Source organism: Halomonas citrativorans, from assembly GCF_900163645.1.
In the GTDB taxonomy this organism is placed as follows: Bacteria; Pseudomonadota; Gammaproteobacteria; order Pseudomonadales; family Halomonadaceae; genus Vreelandella; species Vreelandella citrativorans.
The window spans coordinates 27969-50945 of the sequence record NZ_FUKM01000017.1 but is presented as its reverse complement, the minus strand read 5'-3'; the positions used below and the strand labels follow the sequence as shown (position 1 = coordinate 50945).

At 54.1% G+C, this 22977-nt stretch carries 23 protein-coding genes and 4 tRNA genes; 15 read left to right on the top strand and 12 right to left on the bottom strand.

Going from position 1 to position 22977, the window contains the following annotated elements; translation table 11 throughout:
- Window positions 1-56 precede the first annotated feature (56 nt).
- Genes acnD through prpD form a run of 3 tightly spaced genes read left to right on the top strand, consistent with a single transcriptional unit; the run spans window position 57 to window position 5426 of the window.
- Complete coding sequence (gene acnD, locus CZ787_RS04670) at window positions 57-2675, top strand: Fe/S-dependent 2-methylisocitrate dehydratase AcnD (protein ID WP_087106681.1); 2619 nt, start codon at window positions 57-59, stop codon at window positions 2673-2675.
- A gap of 59 nt (window positions 2676-2734) precedes the next feature.
- The gene (gene prpF / locus CZ787_RS04665; RefSeq protein ID WP_087106679.1) at window positions 2735-3913 is read left to right on the top strand and encodes a 2-methylaconitate cis-trans isomerase PrpF; all 1179 of its coding nucleotides are present in this window, start codon (window positions 2735-2737) and stop codon (window positions 3911-3913) included.
- Between the two features lie 28 nt (window positions 3914-3941).
- Complete coding sequence (gene prpD / locus CZ787_RS04660) at window positions 3942-5426, top strand: 2-methylcitrate dehydratase (protein WP_087106677.1); 1485 nt, start codon at window positions 3942-3944, stop codon at window positions 5424-5426.
- Window positions 5427-5593: 167 nt separating this feature from the next.
- On the opposite strand, the gene CZ787_RS04655 is transcribed toward prpD, so the two are convergent.
- Complete coding sequence (locus tag CZ787_RS04655; RefSeq protein ID WP_087106675.1) at window positions 5594-5878, bottom strand: ComEA family DNA-binding protein; 285 nt, start codon at window positions 5876-5878, stop codon at window positions 5594-5596.
- A gap of 231 nt (window positions 5879-6109) precedes the next feature.
- Between CZ787_RS04655 and pyrF the strand changes: the two genes are divergently transcribed.
- Window positions 6110-6802, top strand: a complete 693-nt coding sequence (gene pyrF, locus CZ787_RS04650; RefSeq protein WP_087106673.1) for an orotidine-5'-phosphate decarboxylase — start codon at window positions 6110-6112, stop codon at window positions 6800-6802.
- A 19-nt stretch (window positions 6803-6821) separates the two neighbouring features.
- On the opposite strand, the gene lapB is transcribed toward pyrF, so the two are convergent.
- From lapB to CZ787_RS04635, 3 genes are all read right to left on the bottom strand, one after another.
- Window positions 6822-8021 carry a lipopolysaccharide assembly protein LapB gene (gene lapB, locus CZ787_RS04645; RefSeq protein ID WP_087106671.1) on the bottom strand — a complete coding sequence of 400 codons (1200 nt, stop codon included), beginning with the start codon at window positions 8019-8021 and terminating at the stop codon, window positions 6822-6824.
- The gene (locus tag CZ787_RS04640) at window positions 8022-8327 is read right to left on the bottom strand and encodes a lipopolysaccharide assembly protein LapA domain-containing protein (RefSeq protein ID WP_087106669.1); all 306 of its coding nucleotides are present in this window, start codon (window positions 8325-8327) and stop codon (window positions 8022-8024) included. It abuts the gene before it with no gap.
- A gap of 112 nt (window positions 8328-8439) precedes the next feature.
- Window positions 8440-8736, bottom strand: a complete 297-nt coding sequence (locus tag CZ787_RS04635; RefSeq protein WP_087106667.1) for an integration host factor subunit beta — start codon at window positions 8734-8736, stop codon at window positions 8440-8442.
- Between the two features lie 213 nt (window positions 8737-8949).
- Here CZ787_RS04635 and CZ787_RS04630 point away from each other — a divergent pair, with 213 nt between their 5' ends.
- Together CZ787_RS04630 and CZ787_RS04625 are read left to right on the top strand one after the other, a co-directional pair.
- Window positions 8950-9243, top strand: a complete 294-nt coding sequence (locus CZ787_RS04630; RefSeq protein ID WP_087106665.1) for a succinate dehydrogenase assembly factor 2 — start codon at window positions 8950-8952, stop codon at window positions 9241-9243.
- Entirely contained in the window at window positions 9203-9601 is a 399-nt protein-coding gene (locus CZ787_RS04625; protein WP_225733804.1) for a hypothetical protein, read from the top strand. Before CZ787_RS04630 ends, CZ787_RS04625 begins: the two co-directional genes overlap by 41 nt.
- On the opposite strand, the gene nadB is transcribed toward CZ787_RS04625, so the two are convergent.
- The 7 genes from nadB to uvrY all read right to left on the bottom strand — a co-directional run bounded on the left by nadB (window position 9578) and on the right by uvrY (window position 14926).
- Entirely contained in the window at window positions 9578-11176 is a 1599-nt protein-coding gene (gene nadB, locus CZ787_RS04620; protein WP_087106663.1) for an L-aspartate oxidase, read from the bottom strand. The two genes, CZ787_RS04625 and nadB, sit on opposite strands and share 24 nt — an antisense overlap.
- 156 nt (window positions 11177-11332) lie before the next feature.
- A tRNA-Leu gene (locus CZ787_RS04615) sits at window positions 11333-11419 on the bottom strand.
- 36 nt (window positions 11420-11455) lie between these two features.
- Window positions 11456-11529, bottom strand: a tRNA-Cys gene (locus tag CZ787_RS04610).
- 85 nt (window positions 11530-11614) lie between these two features.
- A tRNA-Gly gene (locus CZ787_RS04605) sits at window positions 11615-11689 on the bottom strand.
- Window positions 11690-11772: 83 nt separating this feature from the next.
- Window positions 11773-12321, bottom strand: a complete 549-nt coding sequence (gene pgsA, locus CZ787_RS04600; protein WP_087106661.1) for a CDP-diacylglycerol--glycerol-3-phosphate 3-phosphatidyltransferase — start codon at window positions 12319-12321, stop codon at window positions 11773-11775.
- Between the two features lie 97 nt (window positions 12322-12418).
- A complete protein-coding gene (gene uvrC, locus CZ787_RS04595; RefSeq protein ID WP_087106659.1) occupies window positions 12419-14233 on the bottom strand; it encodes an excinuclease ABC subunit UvrC in 1815 nt (604 codons plus the stop codon).
- Between the two features lie 42 nt (window positions 14234-14275).
- Window positions 14276-14926 carry a UvrY/SirA/GacA family response regulator transcription factor gene (uvrY, locus tag CZ787_RS04590; RefSeq protein WP_087106657.1) on the bottom strand — a complete coding sequence of 217 codons (651 nt, stop codon included), beginning with the start codon at window positions 14924-14926 and terminating at the stop codon, window positions 14276-14278.
- A gap of 180 nt (window positions 14927-15106) precedes the next feature.
- Between uvrY and CZ787_RS04585 the strand changes: the two genes are divergently transcribed.
- Window positions 15107-15182 (top strand) — tRNA-Ala (locus CZ787_RS04585).
- 157 nt (window positions 15183-15339) lie between these two features.
- Here the strand turns inward: CZ787_RS04585 and argF are convergent.
- Complete coding sequence (gene argF / locus CZ787_RS04580) at window positions 15340-16260, bottom strand: ornithine carbamoyltransferase (RefSeq protein WP_087106655.1); 921 nt, start codon at window positions 16258-16260, stop codon at window positions 15340-15342.
- Between the two features lie 206 nt (window positions 16261-16466).
- Between argF and grxD the strand changes: the two genes are divergently transcribed.
- The 8 genes from grxD (at window position 16467) to CZ787_RS04540 (ending at window position 22603) form a co-directional block, all read left to right on the top strand.
- On the top strand, window positions 16467-16817 hold the full coding sequence (gene grxD / locus CZ787_RS04575) for a Grx4 family monothiol glutaredoxin (RefSeq protein ID WP_087106653.1): 351 nt from the start codon (window positions 16467-16469) through the stop codon (window positions 16815-16817).
- Between the two features lie 140 nt (window positions 16818-16957).
- Complete coding sequence (gene dnaX / locus CZ787_RS04570) at window positions 16958-19057, top strand: DNA polymerase III subunit gamma/tau (RefSeq protein WP_087106652.1); 2100 nt, start codon at window positions 16958-16960, stop codon at window positions 19055-19057.
- A gap of 60 nt (window positions 19058-19117) precedes the next feature.
- Window positions 19118-19444, top strand: a complete 327-nt coding sequence (locus CZ787_RS04565) for a YbaB/EbfC family nucleoid-associated protein (RefSeq protein WP_087106649.1) — start codon at window positions 19118-19120, stop codon at window positions 19442-19444.
- A gap of 3 nt (window positions 19445-19447) precedes the next feature.
- Window positions 19448-20053: a recombination mediator RecR gene (recR, locus tag CZ787_RS04560; protein ID WP_087106647.1), complete on the top strand. Its 606-nt coding sequence runs from the start codon at window positions 19448-19450 to the stop codon at window positions 20051-20053.
- Between the two features lie 51 nt (window positions 20054-20104).
- Window positions 20105-21238, top strand: coding sequence for a ribonuclease D (gene rnd / locus CZ787_RS04555; RefSeq protein ID WP_087106645.1), 1134 nt, complete (start codon window positions 20105-20107; stop codon window positions 21236-21238).
- Window positions 21235-21537, top strand: a complete 303-nt coding sequence (locus tag CZ787_RS04550) for a YcgL domain-containing protein (protein ID WP_087106643.1) — start codon at window positions 21235-21237, stop codon at window positions 21535-21537. Before rnd ends, CZ787_RS04550 begins: the two co-directional genes overlap by 4 nt.
- Window positions 21538-21545: 8 nt before the next feature.
- Window positions 21546-22145: an ACP phosphodiesterase gene (locus CZ787_RS04545; RefSeq protein WP_087106641.1), complete on the top strand. Its 600-nt coding sequence runs from the start codon at window positions 21546-21548 to the stop codon at window positions 22143-22145.
- Window positions 22146-22147: 2 nt separating this feature from the next.
- A complete protein-coding gene (locus CZ787_RS04540; RefSeq protein WP_087106640.1) occupies window positions 22148-22603 on the top strand; it encodes a YcgN family cysteine cluster protein in 456 nt (151 codons plus the stop codon).
- Window positions 22604-22977 lie beyond the last annotated feature (374 nt).

Genomic DNA, 22977 nt, shown 5'->3' with positions numbered 1-22977 from the left:
CCCGGCGGCTTGGCTGCCGGGCTTGTTTAAGCTCCCCCTTTCGCGAGCCTGTTTTTATGAATAGCCAATATCGTCAACCACTGCCAGGCACCAGCCTTGATTACTTTAATGCGCGCCAAGCCGTTGAGGATATTCAGCCAGGAGCCTACGCCACGCTCCCTTACACGTCGCGCGTGCTGGCAGAGCAATTGGTACGCCGCTGTGATCCTGAGCTGTTAACGGATGCGCTTAAGCAGCTTATCGAGCGTCGGCGCGATCTCGATTTTCCGTGGTACCCGGCACGCGTGGTATGCCACGATATTTTAGGCCAGACGGCGCTGGTTGATTTGGCCGGGCTGCGCGATGCCATTGCCGAGAAGGGCGGTGATCCGGCCAAGGTTAACCCCGTTGTTCCCACTCAGTTGATTGTTGACCACTCGTTGGCGGTGGAGCACCCAGGCTTTGAAGAGGGAGCTTTTGAGAAAAACCGCGCCATTGAAGACCGGCGCAACGATGATCGCTTTCACTTTATTAACTGGACCAAAACGGCCTTTGAAAATGTCGATGTCATCCCGCCTGGCAACGGCATCATGCACCAGATTAATCTGGAGAAGATGTCGCCGGTAGTGCAGAACCGAGATGGCATTGCTTACCCCGATACCTGTGTGGGAACCGATAGCCATACCCCCATGGTAGATGCGCTCGGCGTCATTTCAGTCGGTGTGGGTGGCCTGGAAGCCGAAAGCGTAATGCTGGGGCGCGCTTCCATGATGCGCTTGCCGGATATCGTTGGTGTAGAGCTGACCGGCAAGCTGCAGCCGGGAATCACGGGCACTGATATGGTGCTGGCGATCACCGAATTTTTGCGTAAAGAGCGCGTGGTGGGTGCCTACCTGGAGTTTTACGGCAAAGGCGCCGATGCGCTGACGGTCGGCGATCGTGCCACGATATCGAACATGACGCCTGAGTACGGTGCGACGGCGGCGATGTTCTATATCGACAGCCAAACCATCGATTATTTGAAGCTCACCGGTCGTGAAGACGAGCAGGTGGCGCTGGTAGAAACTTATGCCAAGCACACCGGCCTCTGGGCGGACAGCCTGACGCAGGTTGAGTACGAGCGAGTGCTGACCTTTGATCTTTCATCGGTCGCGCGGACGTTGGCAGGGCCTTCCAACCCGCATGCTCACCTGCCTACTTCCGAGCTTGTTCAGCGCGGTATTGCGGTAGGACTCGATGCTGCGCGCGAAGAAGAGAGAGCGGGAAAAATGCCCGATGGCGCCGTTATTATCGCCGCCATCACCAGCTGCACCAATACCTCTAACCCGCGCAATATGGTGGCGGCTGGGTTAATCGCGCGCAACGCCAACCGGCTCGGCTTGTTGCGTAAACCCTGGGTAAAGTCATCCCTGGCGCCTGGTTCAAAAACGGTCAAGATGTACCTGGAAGAAGCCGGTTTGATGAACGAGCTGGAGGGTCTGGGTTTTGGCGTGGTGGCTTATGCGTGTACCACCTGTAACGGCATGTCGGGTGCGCTTGACCCTGTTATTCAGCAGGAAATTATCGACCGGGATCTTTACGCCACGGCAGTGCTTTCCGGTAACCGCAATTTTGATGGGCGAATTCACCCCTATGCCCAGCAGGCCTTTTTGGCCTCGCCGCCGCTGGTGGTTGCTTACGCCATTGCGGGCACTATTCGCTTTGATATTGAAAAAGACGTGTTGGGCATCGATCAGGCGGGCAATCCCGTTACTCTGAAAGATATCTGGCCGGAGGATGAAGAGATCGACGCTATTGTAAAAGCGTCGGTGAAGCCCGAGCAGTTCCGCCAGACCTATATTCCCATGTTTGATCTCGACAAAAGTGCCCGCACCCAAGTAAGCCCGCTGTATGAGTGGCGTCCTCAGAGTACCTATATTCGTCGCCCGCCGTACTGGGAAGGCAATATGGCCAAAGAGCGCGAGCTTAAGAACATGCGCCCGCTGGCGATTCTGCCCGACAATATTACAACCGATCACCTATCACCCTCTAACGCGATTATGCTGGATAGTGCGGCAGGCGAATATCTTGATCGAATGGGGCTGCCTGAAGAGGACTTCAACTCCTATGCGACGCACCGTGGCGATCATTTGACGGCGCAGCGGGCAACGCTTGCCAACCCCAAACTCTTCAATGAAATGGTGCGCGATGAAGAAGGCAACGTCGTCCAGGGGTCGCTGGCGCGGGTAGAGCCTGACGGGCAGGTTATGCGCATGTGGGAGGCCATTGAAACCTATATGGCGCGTAGACAGCCGCTGATTGTGATTGCCGGTGCCGACTACGGCCAAGGCTCATCAAGAGACTGGGCTGCCAAAGGCGTTGCGCTTGCTGGCGTCGAAACCATTGTCGCCGAAGGGTTTGAGCGTATTCACCGTACAAACCTGATTGGTATGGGAGTAATGCCTCTGCAGTTCGAAGCGGGTACTACGCGTCACACTCTGGGTATTGAAGGAACGGAGGTCTTTGATGTGGAAGGAGTAGCGACACCGGGCGCCATGTTGACGCTGGTTATCCATCGCCAGAATGGCAGCACCGAGCGTGTGCCCGTTATCTGCCGGCTGGATACTGCTGAAGAGGTTACCATTTACTCGGCAGGCGGCGTATTGCAGCGGTTTGCGCAGGATTTCCTGGAAACAAGCGTGGGTGTCTCTCCCTGATTAAATCATGCACTTGTAGATAAGCCCGGCACTTAAGCCGGGCGGCCGGAGTTGAGTATATGTCCTCAGTGCCACAGATAAAAATCCCTGCCACTTATATGCGTGGCGGTACCAGTAAAGGCGTATTTTTTAAATTAAGCGATTTACCTGAGGCCGCCCAAGTGCCCGGTAAAGCCCGCGACCAGTTGCTCCTGCGCGTCATTGGTAGTCCTGACCCTTACCAAAAACAGACAGATGGTATGGGCGGCGCGACATCAAGCACCAGCAAAGCAGTGATTATTGCTAAAAGCAGCTCGCCTGAGCATGACGTGGACTACTTGTTTGGCCAGGTCGCCATTGATCGTCCTTATGTGGATTGGAGCGGTAATTGTGGCAACTTGTCGTCTGCCGTAGGGCCTTTTGCGGTTGCCAATGGTTTCGTAGACCCTGCCCGCATACCCGATAACGGGGTGGTTGAGGTGCGAATCTGGCAGGCTAACATTCAAAAAACCATCATCTCGAAAGTGCCTGTCACCAATGGTGAGGTACAGGAAACCGGGGATTTTGAGCTTGATGGCGTAACGTTTCCTGCCGCTGAAGTCGCGGTCGCTTTTATGGACCCTGCCGATGGTGAAGGTGCCATTTTTCCCACCGGAAATGTCGTCGATGAGCTTGAGGTGCCTGGTTTCAAAACGCTAAGTGCCACCATGATCAACGCGGGTATCCCCACTATCTTTATTAACGCAGCAGACCTTGGCTACACCGGTACGGAGCTTCAGGAAGTTATTAACGGGGATGCCAAAGCGCTTGCAATGTTTGAGACCGTTCGTGCTCACGGCGCACTGCGCATGGGGTTAATTGAAGATGTCAGCGAAGCGGCTAATCGCCAGCACACGCCGAAAATAGCATTTGTAGCCCCGTCTGCTGACTACACGGCATCCAGTGGAAACGCCGTTCATGCGGAAGATATTGATTTGCTGGTACGTGCGCTCTCAATGGGTAAATTACATCATGCAATGATGGGTACCGCTGCCGTCGCCATTGCCGCAGCGGCGGCTATTGAAGGAACCCTGGTAAACTTGGCCGCGGGTGGCGGTAAGCGCCAATCCGTCACGTTTGGCCACCCTTCAGGCAGCTTGCGCGTTGGTGCAGAAGCCAACCTTATCGACGGGCATTGGCAGATCGATAAGGCAATCATGAGCCGCAGCGCTCGCGTGCTGATGGAGGGAGCGGTGCGTATACCGGGCAACAGCTTTTAACTCAATGCATTGATCGGGAGGCAACTCCATGAACCTCACAGCAGAGATAAATGAGCGGCCAGAATACGATGATGAGCTACAGCTAATCGCTGATTATGTGCTGAGCTTTGATACCCCCTCGCCGGCGGCACTGTCCACGGCTCGCTACTGCTTGATGGATACGTTGGGCTGTGGGCTTCTGGCGCTGCGTTTTCCAGAGTGCACCAAGCATCTTGGCCCGCTGGTAGAAGGCACCCAGGTTCCTTTTGGGGCGCGTGTACCGGGCACTTCGCTACGCCTTGACCCGGTAAAAGCGGCCTGGGATATCGGCGCAATTATCCGCTGGCTGGATTATAACGATACCTGGCTTGCCGCCGAGTGGGGGCATCCTTCTGACAACCTGGGCGGTATCCTCGCGGTTGCCGATCATCTGTCGCAAAAGCGGGTTGCTCAGGGTGATGCGCCTCTGACGATGCGTGATGTGTTGAACGCCATGATCATGGCGCATGAAATTCAGGGGGTGCTGGCCCTGGAAAACAGCTTCAACAGAGTGGGGCTTGATCATGTGCTATTGGTGAAAGTGGCTTCGACGGCGGTGGTTGCCAAGCTAATGGGCGCTACGCGCGAGCAGTTGCTGGCCGCGCTTTCCCATGCGTGGGTAGACGGCCAGAGCCTGCGCACCTACCGACATGCACCCAATGCCGGGTCGCGCAAAAGCTGGGCGGCTGGCGATGCCACTTCCCGAGGCGTTCGCTTGGCGGATATGGCGTTACGCGGCGAGATGGGCATCCCCAGTGCGCTCAGTGCACCGCAATGGGGGTTTTACGATGTGTCCTTTAGCCATAGTAATAAAGACCTGAGCCTTAAACCTGAAGCAGAGCGGCGACTGCGTTTTCAGCGCGAGTTTGGGTGCTATGTCATGGAGAATATTTTATTCAAGATCGCTTTCCCGGCGGAGTTCCATGCCCAAACCGCCTGCGAAGCGGCCGTGCTTCTGCACGCTCAGGTAAAAGATCGCTTGGTTGATATTGAGCGGATTGTAATTACCACACATGATTCAGCGATTCGGATAATTTCCAAAACCGGAGCGTTGGCTAACCCGGCTGACCGCGATCACTGTCTGCAATACATGACGGCCGTGCCGCTTATTTTCGGTACGCTTACCGCCGAACACTATGAAGACAGCTTTCATGCGGCTCATCCGCTGATTGATATACTGCGCGACAAAATGGTGGTCGAGGAGAATAGCGACTATTCAGCGGCCTACCACGACCCGCAAAAGCGCTCTATCGCGAATGCTGTGCAGGTCTTTTTCAGTGATGGCAGTGCAACCGACAAGGTCGTAGTGGAATATCCAATAGGCCATCAGCGTCGTCGAGACGAGGGAATGCCGCTACTGGTCGATAAGTTTGAGCGACATCTCGCCACCCGTTTCCCTGTACTTCGCTGCGAAAAGATTAGCCAGCTCTGCGGCAATCAAGCGACGCTTGAAGCAATGCCGGTGGATCAATTCATGTCACTTTGGATGATTTAAAAGCCTGACTAGTCACGGGCAGCAATGCAGAAGAGAGAGGAGTCGTTCGGTGAGTTTTTCAATGCTTGGTATGTGATAAACACTTACCCGGCAAACAGTGTCTGCGCTGCTGCCGGGCAATAGCAACCCTACTATGTAGTGCTAAGTAGCAAGACTTACTAAAAGGTTTAGTCTTCGAGCACGATTTGGTCGCGCATGCGATCTACGGTTGCTGCACCGATGCCGCTGACGCGCGTTAAATCATCAGCACTTGTAAATTCCCCCTTGGCGTCTCGTTCTTCGATAATGGCGGCAGCGCGGCTTGGTCCAATGCCGGGAAGCTCGCTCAACAGCTCAGCGTTTGCGGCATTCACATTGATAGGCGCGACGGCTTGAGCCAGTGCATTACTGGATAATCCCAGACTTAAACTAAGTAACAGGGCGGCAAACAAGCTTTTTAATGTCATGTTCATTACGCGTATTGTTCCTTCTTGTCGATAAAGAAAAGTAGCACTACCGGGTACAGCACTAACGAACACTGCATTAACGGGTGCCTTAATTAACTTAACGCGTTCGCTATCGTGTTGTTGTCAGTGATGTATGACATTATTTGTAGGAGTTTCGCTTGTACAGCGTGGCAAATAGCTTACAAGTGGGTCGTGTTGGGCTGATATAATGCTTAAAAATGCGTATGGAGTAGTGCTGTGTCTGAATCCCCGTTGATTATCGCGCTTGATTACCCGTCGCTTGACGCCGCCTTATGCATGGCGGATCAGCTAGACCCCGCTCGGTGTCGTTTAAAAGTAGGTAAAGAGCTTTATACCCGTAGCGGCCCGGCTATCCTTGAAGCGCTGCATGGGCGCGGGTTCGACGTGTTCCTTGACCTCAAATTTCATGATATTCCCAATACGGTGGCGGGGGCTGTTCAGGCTGCAGCAGAGCAAGGCGTCTGGATGGTGAATGTGCACGCCAGCGGTGGCCGCAAGATGATGGAAGCAGCCGCCGAGCGTTTGGTTAGTCAAGGTTTAGACACGCACCTAATCGCCGTTACCGTATTAACCAGCCTCCAGGAGAGCGACCTGCGCGAAGTGGGTTTAAACGTTTCACCCGCTGAACAGGTAGAGCGCTTGGCGCTGTTGACCCAACAAAGCGGCCTGCACGGCGTTGTATGCTCAGCCCAAGAGGCGTCACATTTACAGGCCGTGTGTGGTGAGTCGTTTTTAAAAGTAACGCCCGGTATTCGGCCGAGTTTTGCCGCCGTTAACGATCAGCAGCGTATTATGACGCCACGCGAAGCGATGCAAGCAGGGAGTACACATTTGGTGATAGGGCGGCCTGTTACTCAGGCATCTGACCCCATGGCGGCGCTGGCGGCTATCGAAGCAGAGCTTCAGTAGCACGATATGTGTGTGCGGGTTACTCGCCCTCTACACCGGTAATCGGCTTGATAGTGCCCCAGCGGCGGCAGCTGGGGCACTGCCAGGCAAGGGCATCACTCGTAAAACCACAGCGCCTGCATTGATGACGTGGGCGATCTTTTAAAAGCGCATCCGTGTGGTATTTCAGTAATGATAAGCGAGTGTCCGGCGCAGTTCTTCCACTTAGCTGCTGGCTTTCGACATACAGATCCAGCAGATAGTCCAACCCGCCAAGGCTCGGCGCATCACGTAGCCAGTTTCCGGTTAACTCAATGGCGGTATCCACGCCATCCCGCTGGTGAATAAGCTCGCCGAGCATCACGATAACGCTGGTGTAAGGTGCCTGACCCAGTAGACGGTACAAGTGTTTCTCCAGACCTGCTATATCGTCGTTATACGCATAGGCCCGCTGGAGGGTTGGCAGCATGGTTGGGATATGCGCGCCATCCTGCTCAGGGATATGGTCAAGACGTTCTATCGCGCGGCCATAGTGGCCGTTATCCATCTCAAGATCCGCCAGTAATAGCGTGGCGCGAATGCAGCGTTCATCCAGCAGTAAGGCTTTTTTTAGATGCTTTTTCGCGAGCGCACGGCTGGACTGTTGGATCTCTTCTATGGCCAACTCGCATAGCCAGTGTGACGCTGGGCGCCGCATACCTGGGTGCTGCTTTAGCAGGGGTTGGATTACCTCTAAAGCGGCTTGCCACTCCTTTTCTCGCTCCAGAAGGCCCACCAATAGCTGCTTGGCCGCATAGCGGCGCTCATCGTCGGTGGATTGCTCAAGCAGCGAGTGCAGCAGTCTCTGGGCACGGTCATGAACACCTAGCGCTATAAAATCGCGCGCAAGCTCAAGTTGGATGCGTTCGTTGGTGCCATGCGATAGGGCTGGGCGTGCAAGCAGGTTTTGGTGAATACTGACGGCTTTGTCTGCCTCGCCACGCGTGCGAAAGAGTTTACCCAGCGCGATATGGGTATCTACCGTATCGCTATTAACATCAAGTGCACTGATAAACGTGTTAATGGCTTCATCGGGCTGCTCATTCAGCAGGTAATTTAACCCAACGAAATATTCGCGCGACAGTTGAGAAGGCGGCGCTGTTGGCGCTTGCCGGTGGCGCCGGGCAGCGTATCGAATACCTAGCCCGAAGCCTATGGCAATCGCTGTCAGCAGTAGCCCTAGCAGCATGACATCATGCATTTACGCTAGTTCCTTAAACTCCTGGGTGCGTAAGCGATCAAGTTCTTTGCGCTGTTGTTTGTTATGGCGCTCGCTGCGCGCAAGACGTGCTTTCAATCGTACGTATACTCCCATCATCGCGAGCATGCCAAGTATTACGCCAAACGTTAATGTCGCCAGCAGCCATACAGAGAGTGTGATGGGGGGGAGTTCGACCCAGATCAGATTCAAGGCAATGGTTTGCTGATTATTGACGGCAAACAAGATGCCTACCAGTAGAACAACCAGCAAAATAATGGCGAGAATCAGCCCTTTAATCCAACGCATGAGAGTTTCCTAGTCAGTGACGTTCGCAGTATGGCCCTATTGTGTATGAGTCTTGGTGCGACGTCATCCCACAGTCACAGATTACCAAAGTATGGCGGCTTCGGGCTCTGTGTTAGTAACCCAGCGCACGGCTGGCATCTACCTGTTCGCGCAGCTCTTTGCCGGGCTTAAAGTGCGGTACATATTTACCGTCCAACTCGACCGGGTCGCCCGTTTTGGGGTTACGGCCAGTACGCGGCTCACGGAAATGCAGTGAGAAACTGCCAAAGCCACGTATTTCCACACGACCACCACTGGAGAGAGCGTCCGTCATATCGTCCAGTATAATACGTACCGCCGTCTCGACGTCTTTGGCGGATAGCTCCGGTTGACGCATCGCGATTTGTTCGATTAGTTCAGATTTTGTCATCGGTTGGCTCCCTGTAAACTGTGAAGGCTGCCGTTAACAATAGCGGCTGACCTTGATAACCTCGAATTCAGCATACTGTGCAAATTGATATTAAACAATTCAGATAAAACAAGGTACTAGACTGAATAACAGCATAGGCGAAGCTTGGCGCTGGCGCGACCCTTTAGCTTAGGTATACTGACGGTTCATTTTTACCAATGAAAGAGGCTGACCTTGAACGACGATACATCCCCAGCAGCCGTGCTACGTAAGCGACTCTACTGGCACTCGCGTCGCGGTATGTGGGAGCTTGATCTGTTGCTGATCCCGTTTTTAGAAAAACGCTTTGACACACTTAGCGAAGAGGAGCAGTTGACTTATCAGCGCCTAATTGAAGAAGAAGACCAGGACTTGTTTGTTTGGCTCATGCACCGTGAATGGCCTGAAGACCCAGCGTTAAAGCATATGGTGAAAATGATCGTTGAGCATGCGGAAAACACCGATAATTCTGCCTATCGTACCCTCTAAAACGGCTGCCCTGCTTCAGTCGGGCTTGGCGGTGGGGCTCTGTTCGTTGAGTTACTGGGTATTGGGGCTTTGGGTAGGCAGCGGCATTACCTTAGTCGTCAGCCTTTTACTGTGGCGTACTCTGCATAGGCAAGTCCATGGCGTGCTTTATCTAAGCAAGCGTGATACGGCTATTTATGGCCGTTGGCGACAGCCCTATGGAGAGTTGAGCGATGAAGTGACGGTTCGCTGTGATTACCTGGGGCCTTGGCTGGTGGGCTTGTGGGTGGGGCCACAGCGGCTTTGGCTGTGGCCCGATAGTTTCTCTCGCTCTCATCACCGTTTGTTGCGCCGTTTATACCACCGTGCCGGGCATTAAATCCGCCAGCGTCAAACAAGAAGCCGCAGGGGCGGGAAGGTGAGACGGCCAATCCATAGAGTAATGTAACCCGCGTGATTCATGCCGCTTCAATGCGGCGATAACGGTTAGTTGAGCCAGCCTGATTGCTTGGTGTAATTGCATGTACTCAGGTTGAAACTGACCGGCTCCTAAACGTTCCAAACGCTTATCCAATAACGCCAACTGCTCATGGGCGGCAGCCAGGCCTGAGTTGCTGCGTACAATCGACACCTGTTGGCTCATTATGGTTCGTAGCTCTTGGCGCCATTGAGCCAGTAGGTCCTGCTCTTCGGTGCTTAATCGCCGGGCAGATGGTGGTGTGGGCGTAATGGGCGGCGCGTGCCATTCGTTGAGATGTTGTTCTCGAAGTGCGCTTGCACAGCTACGCGCATACACCAGGCATTCCAGCAGTGAGTTGCTGGCCATGCGGTTGGCACCATGTAGGCCGGTACAGGCTGCTTCACCTACTGCATAAAGCCCCAGTATGCCTGTCGCGCCCTGATGATCGGTTGCAATGCCCCCGCAGCTATAATGGGCGGCGGGGACGACGGGGATGGGTTGCCGGGTAATATCAATCCCGCGCGAGGCGCAGTGCGCCAAAATGGTTGGGAAGTGGTGGTGAATGGCTTTTTCACCAAGGTGGCGGATATCCAGCCATACGTGTCCTTGGGTGCCTTGCTGAATTTGAGCATCAATTGCTCGTGCAACAACGTCCCTGGGAGCAAGTTCTGCGCGAGGATCAATGGCCGTCATAAACCGCTCGCCGGCTTCATTGAGTAAGTAACCACCTTCGCCACGTACCGCTTCGCTAATTAAAAACGCGGGGCCGTTAGGATCATACAGGCTGGTCGGGTGAAACTGCTGAAACTCCAGATTCATTAATCGCGCACCAAGCTCCGCAGCCATCACCATGCCTTCGCCGCTGCCAGGGGTCGGCGTTGTGGTATAGCGATAAAGGCCGCTAGCGCCACCGGTGGCTAGCGTGGTGTAAGTCGCGGTGAGTGTTTGCCGTTGTCGCTCTGTATCGACGCCATAGGCACCCGTGCAGTGCCCGTGGCTGTTTTGGAGTAATCCTAAAATAGTGATATCGCGGCGTAGGGTAATATTGGCATGCGCGGCGACTTTGTCTTGCAGGGTATCTACCACAGCGCGCCCCGTGGCGTCGTCGGCATGAATAATACGCCGGGCGTTATGGCCGCCTTCACGGGTCAGGTGATACGGATAGCAAGCGTCAGGAGCGGGGTCCGGGGTGAAATATACCCCTCGATCAATTAACCATTGGATAGCAGCCGGACCGTGGGTAACTGTGAAGCGTACGGCCTGCTCATCACATAAGCCGTCACCAGCGACAAGTGTGTCACGAACATGCGCTTCCAGGTTGTCTTCAGGGGAGAGCACCGCTGCAATACCACCCTGGGCCCATCGGCTGGCGCCTTTGTCATTGTGGGCCGGGTTTACCAGCGTCACCGACAGTTTGTCGGCAATATCCAGGGCGAGGGTTAACCCGGCGACGCCGCCGCCAATAATTAATACATCGGTTGTTGGCGTGCTCATGCGGCCCGCTCCTTATTTTTGCTATCTGGCGCTATGGCGCATAAAAGGTAAGCGTATAGCGTAGTCATTAGTCGTTGACGATGTATAGACGCAAAAAAATCCGCGTCGATCAAAATGATCTCGCAGATAATAAATTCATAGAGGGAGATAAAACAATGGTGCCCGGAGCCGGACTTGAACCGGCACGGAGTTACCTCCGAGAGATTTTAAGTCTCTTGCGTCTACCAATTTCGCCATCCGGGCAGTGCAATTGGTGCATCGTTGCACTTAACACAAAAGTGGAGGCTGGAGTCGGAATCGAACCGGCGTACACGGAGTTGCAGTCCGCTGCATAACCACTCTGCCATCCAGCCTAAAGAGTCGATGTAGCGGGAAGATAGATTCGACCGGGCTGGCGTTCCAGCTCTCGACCTAACCTGCTTGCCGCACAATCCAAGTTGGAGCGGGAAAAGAGATTCGAACTCTCGACCCTCGCCTTGGCAAGGCGATGCTCTACCACTGAGCTATTCCCGCTCGACTCGAGGGCGAATTATACGCATCGTTGAGAGGTTGTCAATCATCAATGATGCAAACACCATCTTCGAGGAATCAATTGCTTACATGGAGCGGCTAAGGTGCGGCCAGGCAGCCTTTAAATATTGGATCATGGACCAAAGTGTTAAGGCCGCAGCGACGTACAGCACTACCACACCCAGCAGGGCGATCTCATGTGTGGGCGGTAGCGCCAAAAGGATCAGCAGGGCCACCATCTGGAGCGTGGTTTTAAGTTTTCCTATCCAGGAAACCGCGACCAGGCCCCGTTTGCCCATTTCTGCCATCCATTCGCGTAGGGCCGATATCACGATTTCACGACCAATAATGACGAGCGCAGGCAAGGTCAGAATGAGTGTGTCGTAGCGCTCAATCAGCAGCGCTAGTGCCACAACGACCATTAGTTTATCGGCCACTGGGTCTAAGAAAGCGCCAAAGGGTGTTGACTGATTCCAGCGGCGGGCCAAATAGCCATCTAGCCAATCGGTCATCGAGGCTAGCGCAAAAAGGCCAGCCGCCAGTGGCATGCTCCAGTTAAAAGGCAAGTAAAACAGCACAACGAGCAAGGGAATAAAGGCAACTCTTGCCAGTGTAAGTACGTTGGGTATATTCATCGCGACGGGCGATCCTTACCGGAGAGTCATTAAATTCGAAATGTAGTAAAGGCTATTCTATCCGCCTTAGCGAATAGCATCTATGCCCAATGGTGGTTTATCCATTCAGGGCCAAATAAATACTCTCCGCAAGTGCAGCGCTAATGCCTGGGACTCTTGCCAGCTCGGCGCGGCTCGCTTTCTGTACACCTTGCAATCCGCCAAAAAAACGTAACAACTCACGGCGCCGTTTAGGGCCAATGCCGGGAATGTCTTGCAGTGTAGAGGTGCGCCTGGCCTTGTCGCGCTGGGCTCGGTGGCCTGCAATCGCAAAACGGTGCGATTCATCCCGGATATGCTGAATCAAGTGCAGTGCAGGGGAGGCTGGGTCCATGGGAAGTGGGTTATCCGATGTTTCCAAAAAGAGTGTCTCAAGCCCCGCTTTGCGTGTGGTGCCTTTAGCAACGCCTAGCAAAACGATCGTGGTAATGCCGAGTTGGTTAAGCACCTCTCGGGCCATATTAAGCTGACCTTTGCCGCCATCGACAATCAAAATATCCGGGGCGATGGCTTCGCCGCTTTCTACGCGTTTCAGCCTTCGCGTCAGCGCTTGCTGCATGGCGGCGTAATCATCGCCCGCAGCCACGCCTTCAATGCGGAAATGGCGATAGTCGCTCTTGCGCGGCCCTTGATGGTCAAAGACTACGCAGGAGGCCACGGTGGCTTCACCCTGGCTATGACTGATATCGAAACACTCAAGCCGTTCGGGCATGGATTCAAGGTCCAGCGCTTTCTGAAGCGCTGCAAAGCGTTGGGTGAGCTGCGTATGGTTCGCCAATTGAGACGCTAACTGCTGCTCAGCATTGGTCATTGCCAGCTGCTGCCACTGGGCGCGATGCCCGCGTACCTGGCTTGTCACGCGAATACGCTTGCCCGCTTGCTGTGTGAGTGCCTCGGCAATCAGGTCGCTGTCATCCAGCGCATGGCTGGTAATGACTTCACTGGGTACGTTATGCGGCTGGCCAAAATAGTACTGGCTAACCACCTCGGTCAGCAGGGCTTGTGGGGAAAGGTCCAGACCGTTTTTTGGTGCATGGTGGCGGGCACCGAGCATACGCCCATCGCGAACGCTTAACACCGAAATGCCTAGTGCGCCTGGCCGTTGGGCGAGCGCGAAAATATCGGCATCGCCGTTCTGGTTATCAACAAACTGACGCTGCTGTAGCTGGCGTAATTGCTGTATCTGGTCACGAAAGCGGGCAGCCTCTTCAAAATCCAGGTCTTTGCTGGCGGCTTCCATCGCCTCGGTAAGCGCTTGGGTTACATGCTCACTTTTGCCTTCCAGGCACATAACGGCGTGTTCAACGTCGCGGCGGTAATCCTCTTTTGTAATGTAGTCTACGCAAGGAGCGCTGCAGCGCTGGATTTGATGTTGTAGGCACGGACGAGAGCGATGGGCAAAAACGCTGTCTTCGCAGTTGCGAATGCGGAAGATTTTCTGCATGAGTGACAGGCTTTCGCGTACCGCACCGCTGCTGGGATAGGGGCCTAGATAGCGGCCGTCGCCGCGCCGTTGGCGTGCGCGTTTATATTCAAGTCTGGGATAATTGTGGCGGTCGGTGACGAAGATAAACGGGTAGGACTTATCATCCCGTAATAAAATATTGTAGGGCGGGCGAAGCTCCTTGATCAGGGTTTGCTCAAGTAGCAGTGCCTCGGTTTCGCTGCGGGTTACGGTGATTTGAATATCCGCAATCCGTGCCACCATCGCCTGCGTTTTAGTGTTCAGCTGGCCACGAAAATAGCTGGCAAGGCGTGCTTTTAAGCGTTTCGCTTTGCCTACATAGAGCGTATCGCTGTGTTCATCAAGCATACGGTAAACGCCGGGGGAGGTGCTTACCGAGCTTAAAAACTGTTTTGCATTAAATGTCATTGCACCGTATCGAACGCCGAGGAGTGGCTAAGGATGTTAGGTTTATCCCTGACTGGCGTCAAAGCCATCCACTAGCCCATGACGTAGTGCCAAGTGTGTCAGTTCGACATCGGTGGCCACCTGAAGTTTATCAAATAGCCGATAGCGGTATGTATTCACGGTTTTGGGGCTTAAATGCAGGCGGTCAGAAATATCCTGAACGCGCTGACAATTGACGATCATTAACGCAATTTGTAGTTCGCGATGGGAGAGATGGCTAAACGGGTTGTCTTCGTTAGTAAAGTGAGACAAGGCCAAGCGCTGGGCTATCTCTTGGCTGACGTAGCGACGACCATGAAATACCTGGCGGATCGCATCGGTCATTTCTGTTGCACCGGCGCCCTTGCTTAAAAAACCTGATGCGCCAGCCTCCAGCATGCGACGTAGTACACTGTCTTCCATGTGCGCCGTTAAGATCAGTACCTTGATATCTTCCATCGTACGATGGATGCGGCGCGTTGCTTCCAGCCCGCCTATCCCCGGCATGCGTATGTCCATCAGGACAATGTCCGGTTTTAAATGACGGCACTGGGTGACTGCACTTTCGCCATCGTCGACCTCACCGACAATTTTGATATCGCTCTCTTCATTTAGCAGATGAGCAATACTGGTTCTTACCAGATGATGATCATCGGCGATTAGAACGTTGATCAAGGGGGCTGGCTCCTGCGTGGAAACATAGTGGGCTCAGAAGGTAGCCTCTGACGCTGACCCATAGAGTGCCACAGCTGACTATAAAGTAGAATTAGCAAACGCGTATTTGAATGGGTTCTTGACCTTGGTTCGGTTTCATAATAGCATGCGCCTCGCTTAGCCCGTAAGGGCGACGGCATTGGGGCCTTAGCTCAGCTGGGAGAGCGCAACACTGGCAGTGTTGAGGTCAGCGGTTCGATCCCGCTAGGCTCCACCAGAATTAATCGAAAAAGCCTCGCTATTCATAGCGAGGCTTTTTCGTATGTGTGCATCAATGGCTCTTGGATGATAGTCGTCTGAAGCTAGCCATTTGATGCTAGCTATCAATATCAGTAGCCACCAAACAGGGCTCTTTGGCGGTTACTGGTGCGGGTTTATTCGCTAATCTGGCCAAGCAGTAGAAACTCGATTAGCGCCTTTTGCGCGTGTAAGCGGTTTCCGGCCTCTTGCCATACCACGGCGCGGGGGTCATCAAGCAGCGTATGGCTGATCTCTTCGCCACGGTGTGCAGGCAGGCAGTGCAAGAACAGTACATCGCTTTGCGCCTGATCCAGCATGGTTTCTGTGACCTGGAAGCCGGCAAAATCCGCTTCACGCTTGGCTTGCTCTTCCTCTTGACCCATGGACGCCCAAACATCGGTGGTCACCAAGTCTACGCCTTGGGTGGCTGCCTGCGGGTCGTGCATCAGCGTAACGTGATCCCCAGCGGCCTCCATGATATCAGCGCGTGGTTCGTAGCCTTTCGGGCAGCAAATGCGAAGATGGAACCCAAACTGGCGCGCCGCGTTAATCCACGAGTGACACATATTGTTGCCGTCGCCAATCCAGACCGCCGTGCGGCCCTTAACGCTTCCGCGCAGCTCGGTCCAAGTCATCACGTCGGCCAGTAGTTGGCAAGGGTGATAGTCATCGCTTAACGCGTTAATGACGGGAACGCTGCTGGCGCTAGCATAGGTTTCAAGGCCCGCATGAGAGAAGGTGCGGATCATAACGGCATCGACCATCTCGGAAAGCACGCGAGCGGTGTCTTCGATTGGCTCGCCACGCCCTAACTGAGTGTCGCGCGGAGATAAGAACAGCGCGTGACCGCCAAATTGCGCCATGCCGGCTTCAAACGATACACGTGTACGTGTCGACGATTTTTCAAAGATCATCGCCAGTGTGCGGTTCGCCAGCGGCGTATACTCCGGCCCGTTGGCTTTAAGATCTGTTTTAATTTTGATGGCACGCTGAATCAAATAACTCAGTTCATCGGGCGTCAAATCCAGCAGGGTAAGGAAATGGCGTGTCGCCATGGTTGCTTCTCTCCGCGTAAAAACACCATCCTAGCGAGGCGGCGGGGGATGCGCAACGCGAACGGCACGCGTAGAATGGCGTCCAAAGATTAAGGCCGAGTGGCGCACTCAGGTATTTAGCAAGGCGTTTAACCTGAGTGAATCACGGTTTATTTCGTGCGTATACTCACCTTGTCGTTTGGTTCTTTACTTAATGGAGTACTCACATGAGCACCACAGCCGAAAATATTCAGCGTCAAATCAGTGAAAACCCGATCCTTATTTACATGAAGGGCTCGCCTCAACTGCCTCAGTGTGGCTTCTCGGCGCAGACGGTTCAGGCGCTGATGAGCTGCGGTGAGCGCTTTGCGTTCGTTAATATTTTGGATAACCCGGATATTCGTGCTGAGCTGCCTAAAATCGCTAATTGGCCTACCTTCCCGCAGCTATGGGTTGAAGGTGAATTGGTCGGTGGCTGCGATATCGTCATTGAAATGCATCAAAACGGCGAACTCGAAAAGCTGGTTAAAGAAGCTGCTCAGCGGGCGGGTGCTGAAGACGGTGCAGATAACGCCTAACGATAACGCCCGAGTTGCCCGCTCGGGCGGTTGGCGGGCTGCGGCGTAGCCGCTAGAATGGCGTTTTATCACGCATTGTGGCACCTGCTGTTATTGAAAGATGCATCATCAGGACAGCCCGCCGAAGGAAGTATTGCTCAATGAGCTATCAGGTTCTGGCCCGCAAGTGGCGACCACGTACATTCCACGAACTCGTGGGCCAGGCCCATGTTCAGCGCGCCCTGGTCAATGCGCTTGATCAAGGGCGTCTTCACCACGCCTATTTATTTACCGGCACCCGCGGTGTCGGCAAAACCACGCTTGCACGCATATTAGCCAAATGTTTGAACTGTACGGCTAACGGACGCGGCGATGAGGGCATTACCTCAACACCGTGTGGTCAGTGCGATAGCTGCATAGCCATTGATGAAGGGCGTTTTGTCGACTTGATCGAAGTCGACGCGGCGTCGCGCACCAAGGTGGAAGATACCCGCGAATTACTGGATAACGTTCAGTACGCGCCCACCCAGGGTCGTTACAAGGTGTACCTGATTGATGAGGTGCACATGCTTTCAACCAGCAGCTTTAACGCGCTATTGAAAACGCTGGAAGAGCCGCCTCCCCACGTTAAATTTCTGCTTGCCACTACTGATCCGCAAAAGCTGCCTGCAACGGTGCTGTCGCGCTGCCTGCAGTTCACGCTTAAACACATGCCGCCGGAGCGTGTAGTGGAACATCTGACCTACGTGTTGGGTGAAGAGGGTGTGGCATTTGATGAAAGCGCGCTATGGCTATTAGGCAAAGCAGCCGAAGGCTCAATGCGTGATGCCATGAGCCTGACCGACCAGGCAATTGCCTTTGGGCAGGGCGCGGTCCGCCATGTCGATGTGGCGGCGATGCTGGGAACGCTGGACCACCGGCATATTTTAGCGCTGGTAAGCGCGCTGGCGGATGTGGATGTGCAGCAACTGCTGGCTGAAGTAGCACAGCTGGCAGAGCAGGGCCCGGATTTTGCCGCCGTACTAGACGAACTGTCGGCTATTTTGCACCGTCTGGCTGTTGCTCAGATGGTGCCGGACGCCGTCGATAACAGTCATGGTGATCGAGAGGCTATTTTACAGCTTGCCAGCCGCTTTACCGCTGAAGATATTCAGCTCTACTACCAGATAGGGCTTCAAGGCCGAGGCGATATGGCTCACGCGCCTGACTTGCGCAGTGCGCTGGAAATGACACTGCTGCGCATGCTCGCGTTCCGGCCGCAGGGCGTGCCCAAGCCGCCCCGCACGCCGCTACCGCTGCGTGCTGAGCCAACAGGGTCAGGGGGCAGCCAAAGTGTGGGGCAGGGCGCAGCGCCAGCCAGTACGGCGGCTCAGCCACCTGCCGCAGCCTCGGCCAGCAATTATGTTCAACCAGCGCCCGAAACGTCTGCCGCGTCTGCGGTTAGCTCTCTACCCGATGCCACTGTACCTGGGGCTGGGCATCAGCCAAAGGCAGACATAGACCATATAGATACGCCGCAAGCAGAGCTCGAAAAAAAACATGGCCAGCAGCCAGCGTCTGATGCACGCGTTGAAGGGGAAGATCCTGGCGAGAGTCCCGATATAGACATGGGCTCAACGGGCTATAAAACAGACGATAACGAGGCAACTGCCGCGGATAGCCCAACTCCGCCGCCATGGTCGCTTGATGAGGTAGAGCAAGCCGAAGCACATGAAAGCGGCCAAGCGGAACTGCCCTCGCCAAATGTTAGCAAAGCACCCGCTTCAGAGGCCGTGTTGGTGTCTGCGCCGGTATCAACCTCTGTGCCGGAAGTCGTGCCCGCCCCTGAGCAGACAGCGCCAGTCTCAGACGTCGGCAATGAAGTGTTGGACCATGCAAAATGGCTGCTATGCTTTGATTCTCTAGGCTTGGGCGGCTTAACGCGCAGTTTGGCGGCGAATTGTCTGCTGGAGAGCGACGATGGCAAGATTTTGATGCTGCGCCTGGATCCAAGCCAAGCGGCCATGCAGGCAGATGTCCATAAAACGCGCATCGAGCGCGCATTAAGTGAACAAGGGCTGCCGCGCCGGGTAGAGTTCATGGTGGCCGAACTCTCGACGGACAGTGAGACACCGCGTCAGCGCGAAGAGCGGTTGAATCAAGAGCAGCATGCACAGGCTGTTGATCTCTTGAATCACGATCCCAATATACAGAAATTACAGCAGGCGTTTGGTGCGACGCTGATAGAATCAACCGTCAAGCCAGCGACCGCCAAGCGTTAGCATTGCACCGGATACTCATTTTTTAACAAACCCGTCTTTGATTAGCCAGGAGAGCACACCATGTTGAAAGGTGGAATGGGCAACTTGATGAAGCAAGCCCAAGAGATGCAGGAAAAAATGCAGCGTATTCAGGAAGAAGCTGCTCAGTCAGAAGTACACGGCGAAGCCGGCGCAGGCATGGTTAAAATCACCATGAACGGACGCCATGACGTGAGCCAGGTCACCATCGATCCAAGCGTAATGGAAGAAGATAAAGAGCTGCTTGAAGATCTTTTAGCCGCCGCGGTGAATGATGCTGTACGTAAAGTTGAAGCAAACTCTAAAGCTCGGATGGAAGAAGCAACGGCTGGATTGAACCTGCCGCCGGGTTTCAAGATGCCGTTCTAAGTAATGCGATTCTCTCCTCTTATAGAACAACTGATGGATGCGTTTCGTGTATTGCCAGGGGTTGGGCCGAAGACGGCCCAACGTATGGCAATGCATTTGCTTGAGCGTGAGCGGGCAGGCGGTCAGCGTCTTGCTTCGGTCATTCAAAAAGCGATTGACGAGGTCGGCTACTGTCAGCGCTGTCGCACGCTGACCGAAGCAGATATTTGCGCGATATGCGAAACGCCTCGCCGCAACGATGCCTTGTTGTGTGTGGTTGAGTCACCCGCTGATCAGCTGGCGATTGAGGAAGCGGGCGGCTTTCAGGGCCGCTATTTTGTGCTTCATGGGCACTTGTCGCCTCTGGATGGTATCGGCCCTGACGCGATTGGGCTTGCGCAGTTGGAAACGCGTGTAGCAGAAGGCCATATCGAAGAAATTGTGCTGGCGACCAACCCAACCGTCGAAGGTGAAGCAACCGCGCACTATATCGCCGCTCAATTGGCCCACTACGGCGTGAAGTTTTCACGTTTAGCTTATGGTGTTCCTATGGGTGGTGAGCTTGAGTATGTCGATGGCGGTACATTAAGCCGTGCGTTTAATGGCCGACAGCCCTTTACCAGCGATTAACCCACCAACATTGCAAGCGCAATCGCGGTTGTAGCAACCTGGAAGTATGCTTTGTCTTCTCTAGCCTCCCCCGTATACCAGTGGATTGACAGCCCCGAGGCGCTTGACGCGGCCTGTGCACAAGTGGCCAACGCCCCTGTCATCGCGCTGGATACAGAGTTTTTCCGTGAAAACACGTTTTTCCCCGTCCCTGCATTAATTCAATTTGCTGCCGGGGAAGTTGCGTATTTGGTTGACCCGCTGGCCACGCCCTGCACGCCCGCATTTCGGCAGTTACTGCAAAATAGCGCCATTAAACTGCTGCATGCGTGTAGTGAAGATTTAGAAGTTTTTCAGCATTGGGCCGGGGTATTACCAACGCCATTAGTGGATACGCAGGTTGCTCAAGGGTTTCTTGGTGAAATGCCCTCGATGGGGTATCAAAAGCTGGTGGAGTTTTGGATAGGCGAAACGCTGCCCAAAGAGGAGACACGCTCAAACTGGTTAGAGCGGCCTTTGACGCCTTCTCAGTGTGACTATGCAGCGTTGGATGTTATTTACCTGCTTAAAGTATGGGCGCATCAGGCTGAACGACTGGAAGGGTTAGGCCGCGGCCACTGGTTGCATGAAGAGTGTGCCAGTTTGATTGAGCAGGCTGGGCGCAGCGTTGAAGCGGATGGCCAGTGGTACGCCCGTCACCGTCAGCTATGGCGGCTTGATTCGCGCCAATTAGAGGCTTATCGCCTGATGACCATTTGGCGGGAAGGCGAAACACGGCGGCGTAATTTGCCGCGCAATTGGCTTATGAGTGACAAGTTGCTGTTTGCGGCTGCTGACGCCATGCCGAAAAATCGCTATGAGTTGGCCGAGGTGGAAGGCTTTAAGCCAGCGCTGGTCAAAAAAGAGGGCGATACGCTATTGGCAATGGTTAAGAAGGCCCAGCACTGCGACGAAAATGAGCTGTTGGCGCGCTGGCCAGACCCGATGCAGCCCGCCTTTAAACAACGTTTCAAAGCCCTAAAATCCGTTATTAACACGAAAGCGGCCGGGCTTGGAATGGCGTCTGAAGTGTTGATGCGCCGCCGTGATATTGAGGCGTTGGTTATGCAGGACATGGCAAGCCAACCTTTAACTCTGCCACAAGGATGGCGGGGCGAATGTTTGGCCGATGAGCTTGAGCAAGCATTAAAGGAGTTGTCTAAATGAGTGACAAGCTGCTTTGTGAGGTTTTCAAAAGCTCGCGAAAAGATGAGATGTATTTATACGTTGATAAGCGCAAAGGGCTCAAGCTCGTTCCTGAAGCGCTGCTTGCAACGTTTGGAAAGCCAGTCGCGGTATTCACCATGATTCTCACCGCCGATAAAAAACTGGCCCGAGTAAATGTTGATGACGTTATAGCGGCTATTGATGAGCAAGGCTTTTATCTGCAGATGCCGCCTGCAAAAGAGGATTACTTGCTTGATGTACATCGCGCGCAATTAAACGCGCGCGATGCGGCGCAGTAGCCACTACCGTGAATTTCCTGGCTCATGCCTGGCTTGCCTGTGAAGGGAGTGATGATTTTCTTTACGGCAACCTGATTGCCGATGGCGTTAAAGGTAGCGACCTGGGGGATTGGCCAGTTGATGTCGCGCGCGGTATACAGCACCACCGTAAAGTGGATGCCTGGGTTGACCAGCACCCAAGCGTACTGAATGCTAAACATCGGGCGCCTGCAGGTAAGCGACGCTACGCTGGTATTGCGCTGGATATTGTGTGGGATCATTTTTTAGCGCGAGATAAGGCCGGCTTGCTTGAGCAGCAGCAAATGGTAGAGCGTTGTTATCGCCTATTGTCAGCGAGGCCTGCGCCCAATCGGCTGGAGGCGATGATGCCCTTTATGATCAAGCATGATTGGTTAAGAAATTACGCAGATTTCGACTTTACCTGCAAAGCAGTTGCAGGCCTTGGCCAGCGCTTGTCAGGACCAAATCGGCTTGCTGAGCTCATCCCTTGGCTTCAAAGCGACTATCGTTTACTGGAAGCGGATTATCATTCGCTATGGCCAGCGTTAAGCGCCACATTAAGCAGCGATGGGGCTGTAAATTACGCGTATAACCCGCAAGAGGAGTAAGGATGGAAACCGGAATGCGCGAGCGCTTTTGGGAGCGTTACACGCTGGAAGAGCTTACCCCGCAAGAGTGGGAGGCACTTTGCGATGGCTGTGGGCAGTGTTGCCTGTTAAAGCTACATGATGATGAAACTCAGGAGCTGGCCGTCTTGAACGTTGCCTGCCGCCTGTTGGATATTCAAAGTTGCCAGTGCAGTGATTACCCGAATCGCTTTGATAGTGTGCCCGACTGCACCCAACTGACGCCTGCACTGGTAAAAGAGTTTACCTGGCTGCCCGCTTCGTGCGCGTATCGCCGAGTATCCGAAGGGCGGAAACTAGCTGGCTGGCATCCGCTGCTGAGTAATGATGCCGAGCGCGTGCACCGTAAAGGCATCAGCGTGCGTAGCTTTGCGGTCTCTCAGGATGATGTGCCCGAACGAGCGCTTGAATCCCACATTATTGCTGTGCTGCCCATGTAAGTAAAAATCCAGCAAGTGGCAGCCCCAGCCCTTCCTTTTTGACGACATTAAGCCGGTTTACACAAATATCCAGCCTGACGTGATCGTTAGGCGACGGGCTTGTGTTTGGCCATATTTCTTAAGGCAAGCATTATGCCTTTGAACAAGGATGGCTGAGCGGTTCTGTTTTTAGCTGCTTTGTTTTTAACCGCCTTGGTGGACGGCTTAAGCGGCGTATCCCAAATGGTGGGGAAGTGGTCCTGGTACTTCATTGCTTGCTCCAATAGTAGAGGTAAAGGTGTTCGACTAAAGTTGAGTATGACGCAAAATTGTTTTTGTGGAAAGTATTTTCAAAAAAATAAAAGGCAGCGCGAAGGCTGCCTAACGGTGGGAGG

Bases quoted from the DNA above. Each gene is read 5' to 3' on its own strand.
- acnD (WP_087106681.1), top strand. From the start codon at position 57: ATGAATAGCCAATATCGTCAACCACTGCCAGGCACCAGCCTTGATTAC.
- prpF (WP_087106679.1), top strand. From the start codon at position 2,735: ATGTCCTCAGTGCCACAGATAAAAATCCCTGCCACTTATATGCGTGGC.
- prpD (WP_087106677.1), top strand. From the start codon at position 3,942: ATGAACCTCACAGCAGAGATAAATGAGCGGCCAGAATACGATGATGAG.
- CZ787_RS04655 (WP_087106675.1), bottom strand. From the start codon at position 5,878: ATGAACATGACATTAAAAAGCTTGTTTGCCGCCCTGTTACTTAGTTTA.
- lapB (WP_087106671.1), bottom strand. From the start codon at position 8,021: ATGCATGATGTCATGCTGCTAGGGCTACTGCTGACAGCGATTGCCATA.
- CZ787_RS04640 (WP_087106669.1), bottom strand. From the start codon at position 8,327: ATGCGTTGGATTAAAGGGCTGATTCTCGCCATTATTTTGCTGGTTGTT.
- CZ787_RS04635 (WP_087106667.1), bottom strand. From the start codon at position 8,736: ATGACAAAATCTGAACTAATCGAACAAATCGCGATGCGTCAACCGGAG.
- CZ787_RS04625 (WP_225733804.1), top strand. From the start codon at position 9,203: ATGCGGAAAACACCGATAATTCTGCCTATCGTACCCTCTAAAACGGCT.
- nadB (WP_087106663.1), bottom strand. From the start codon at position 11,176: ATGAGCACGCCAACAACCGATGTATTAATTATTGGCGGCGGCGTCGCC.
- pgsA (WP_087106661.1), bottom strand. From the start codon at position 12,321: ATGAATATACCCAACGTACTTACACTGGCAAGAGTTGCCTTTATTCCC.
- uvrC (WP_087106659.1), bottom strand. From the start codon at position 14,233: ATGACATTTAATGCAAAACAGTTTTTAAGCTCGGTAAGCACCTCCCCC.
- argF (WP_087106655.1), bottom strand. From the start codon at position 16,260: ATGGCGACACGCCATTTCCTTACCCTGCTGGATTTGACGCCCGATGAA.
- grxD (WP_087106653.1), top strand. From the start codon at position 16,467: ATGAGCACCACAGCCGAAAATATTCAGCGTCAAATCAGTGAAAACCCG.
- dnaX (WP_087106652.1), top strand. From the start codon at position 16,958: ATGAGCTATCAGGTTCTGGCCCGCAAGTGGCGACCACGTACATTCCAC.
- CZ787_RS04565 (WP_087106649.1), top strand. From the start codon at position 19,118: ATGTTGAAAGGTGGAATGGGCAACTTGATGAAGCAAGCCCAAGAGATG.
- recR (WP_087106647.1), top strand. From the start codon at position 19,448: ATGCGATTCTCTCCTCTTATAGAACAACTGATGGATGCGTTTCGTGTA.
- CZ787_RS04550 (WP_087106643.1), top strand. From the start codon at position 21,235: ATGAGTGACAAGCTGCTTTGTGAGGTTTTCAAAAGCTCGCGAAAAGAT.
- CZ787_RS04540 (WP_087106640.1), top strand. From the start codon at position 22,148: ATGGAAACCGGAATGCGCGAGCGCTTTTGGGAGCGTTACACGCTGGAA.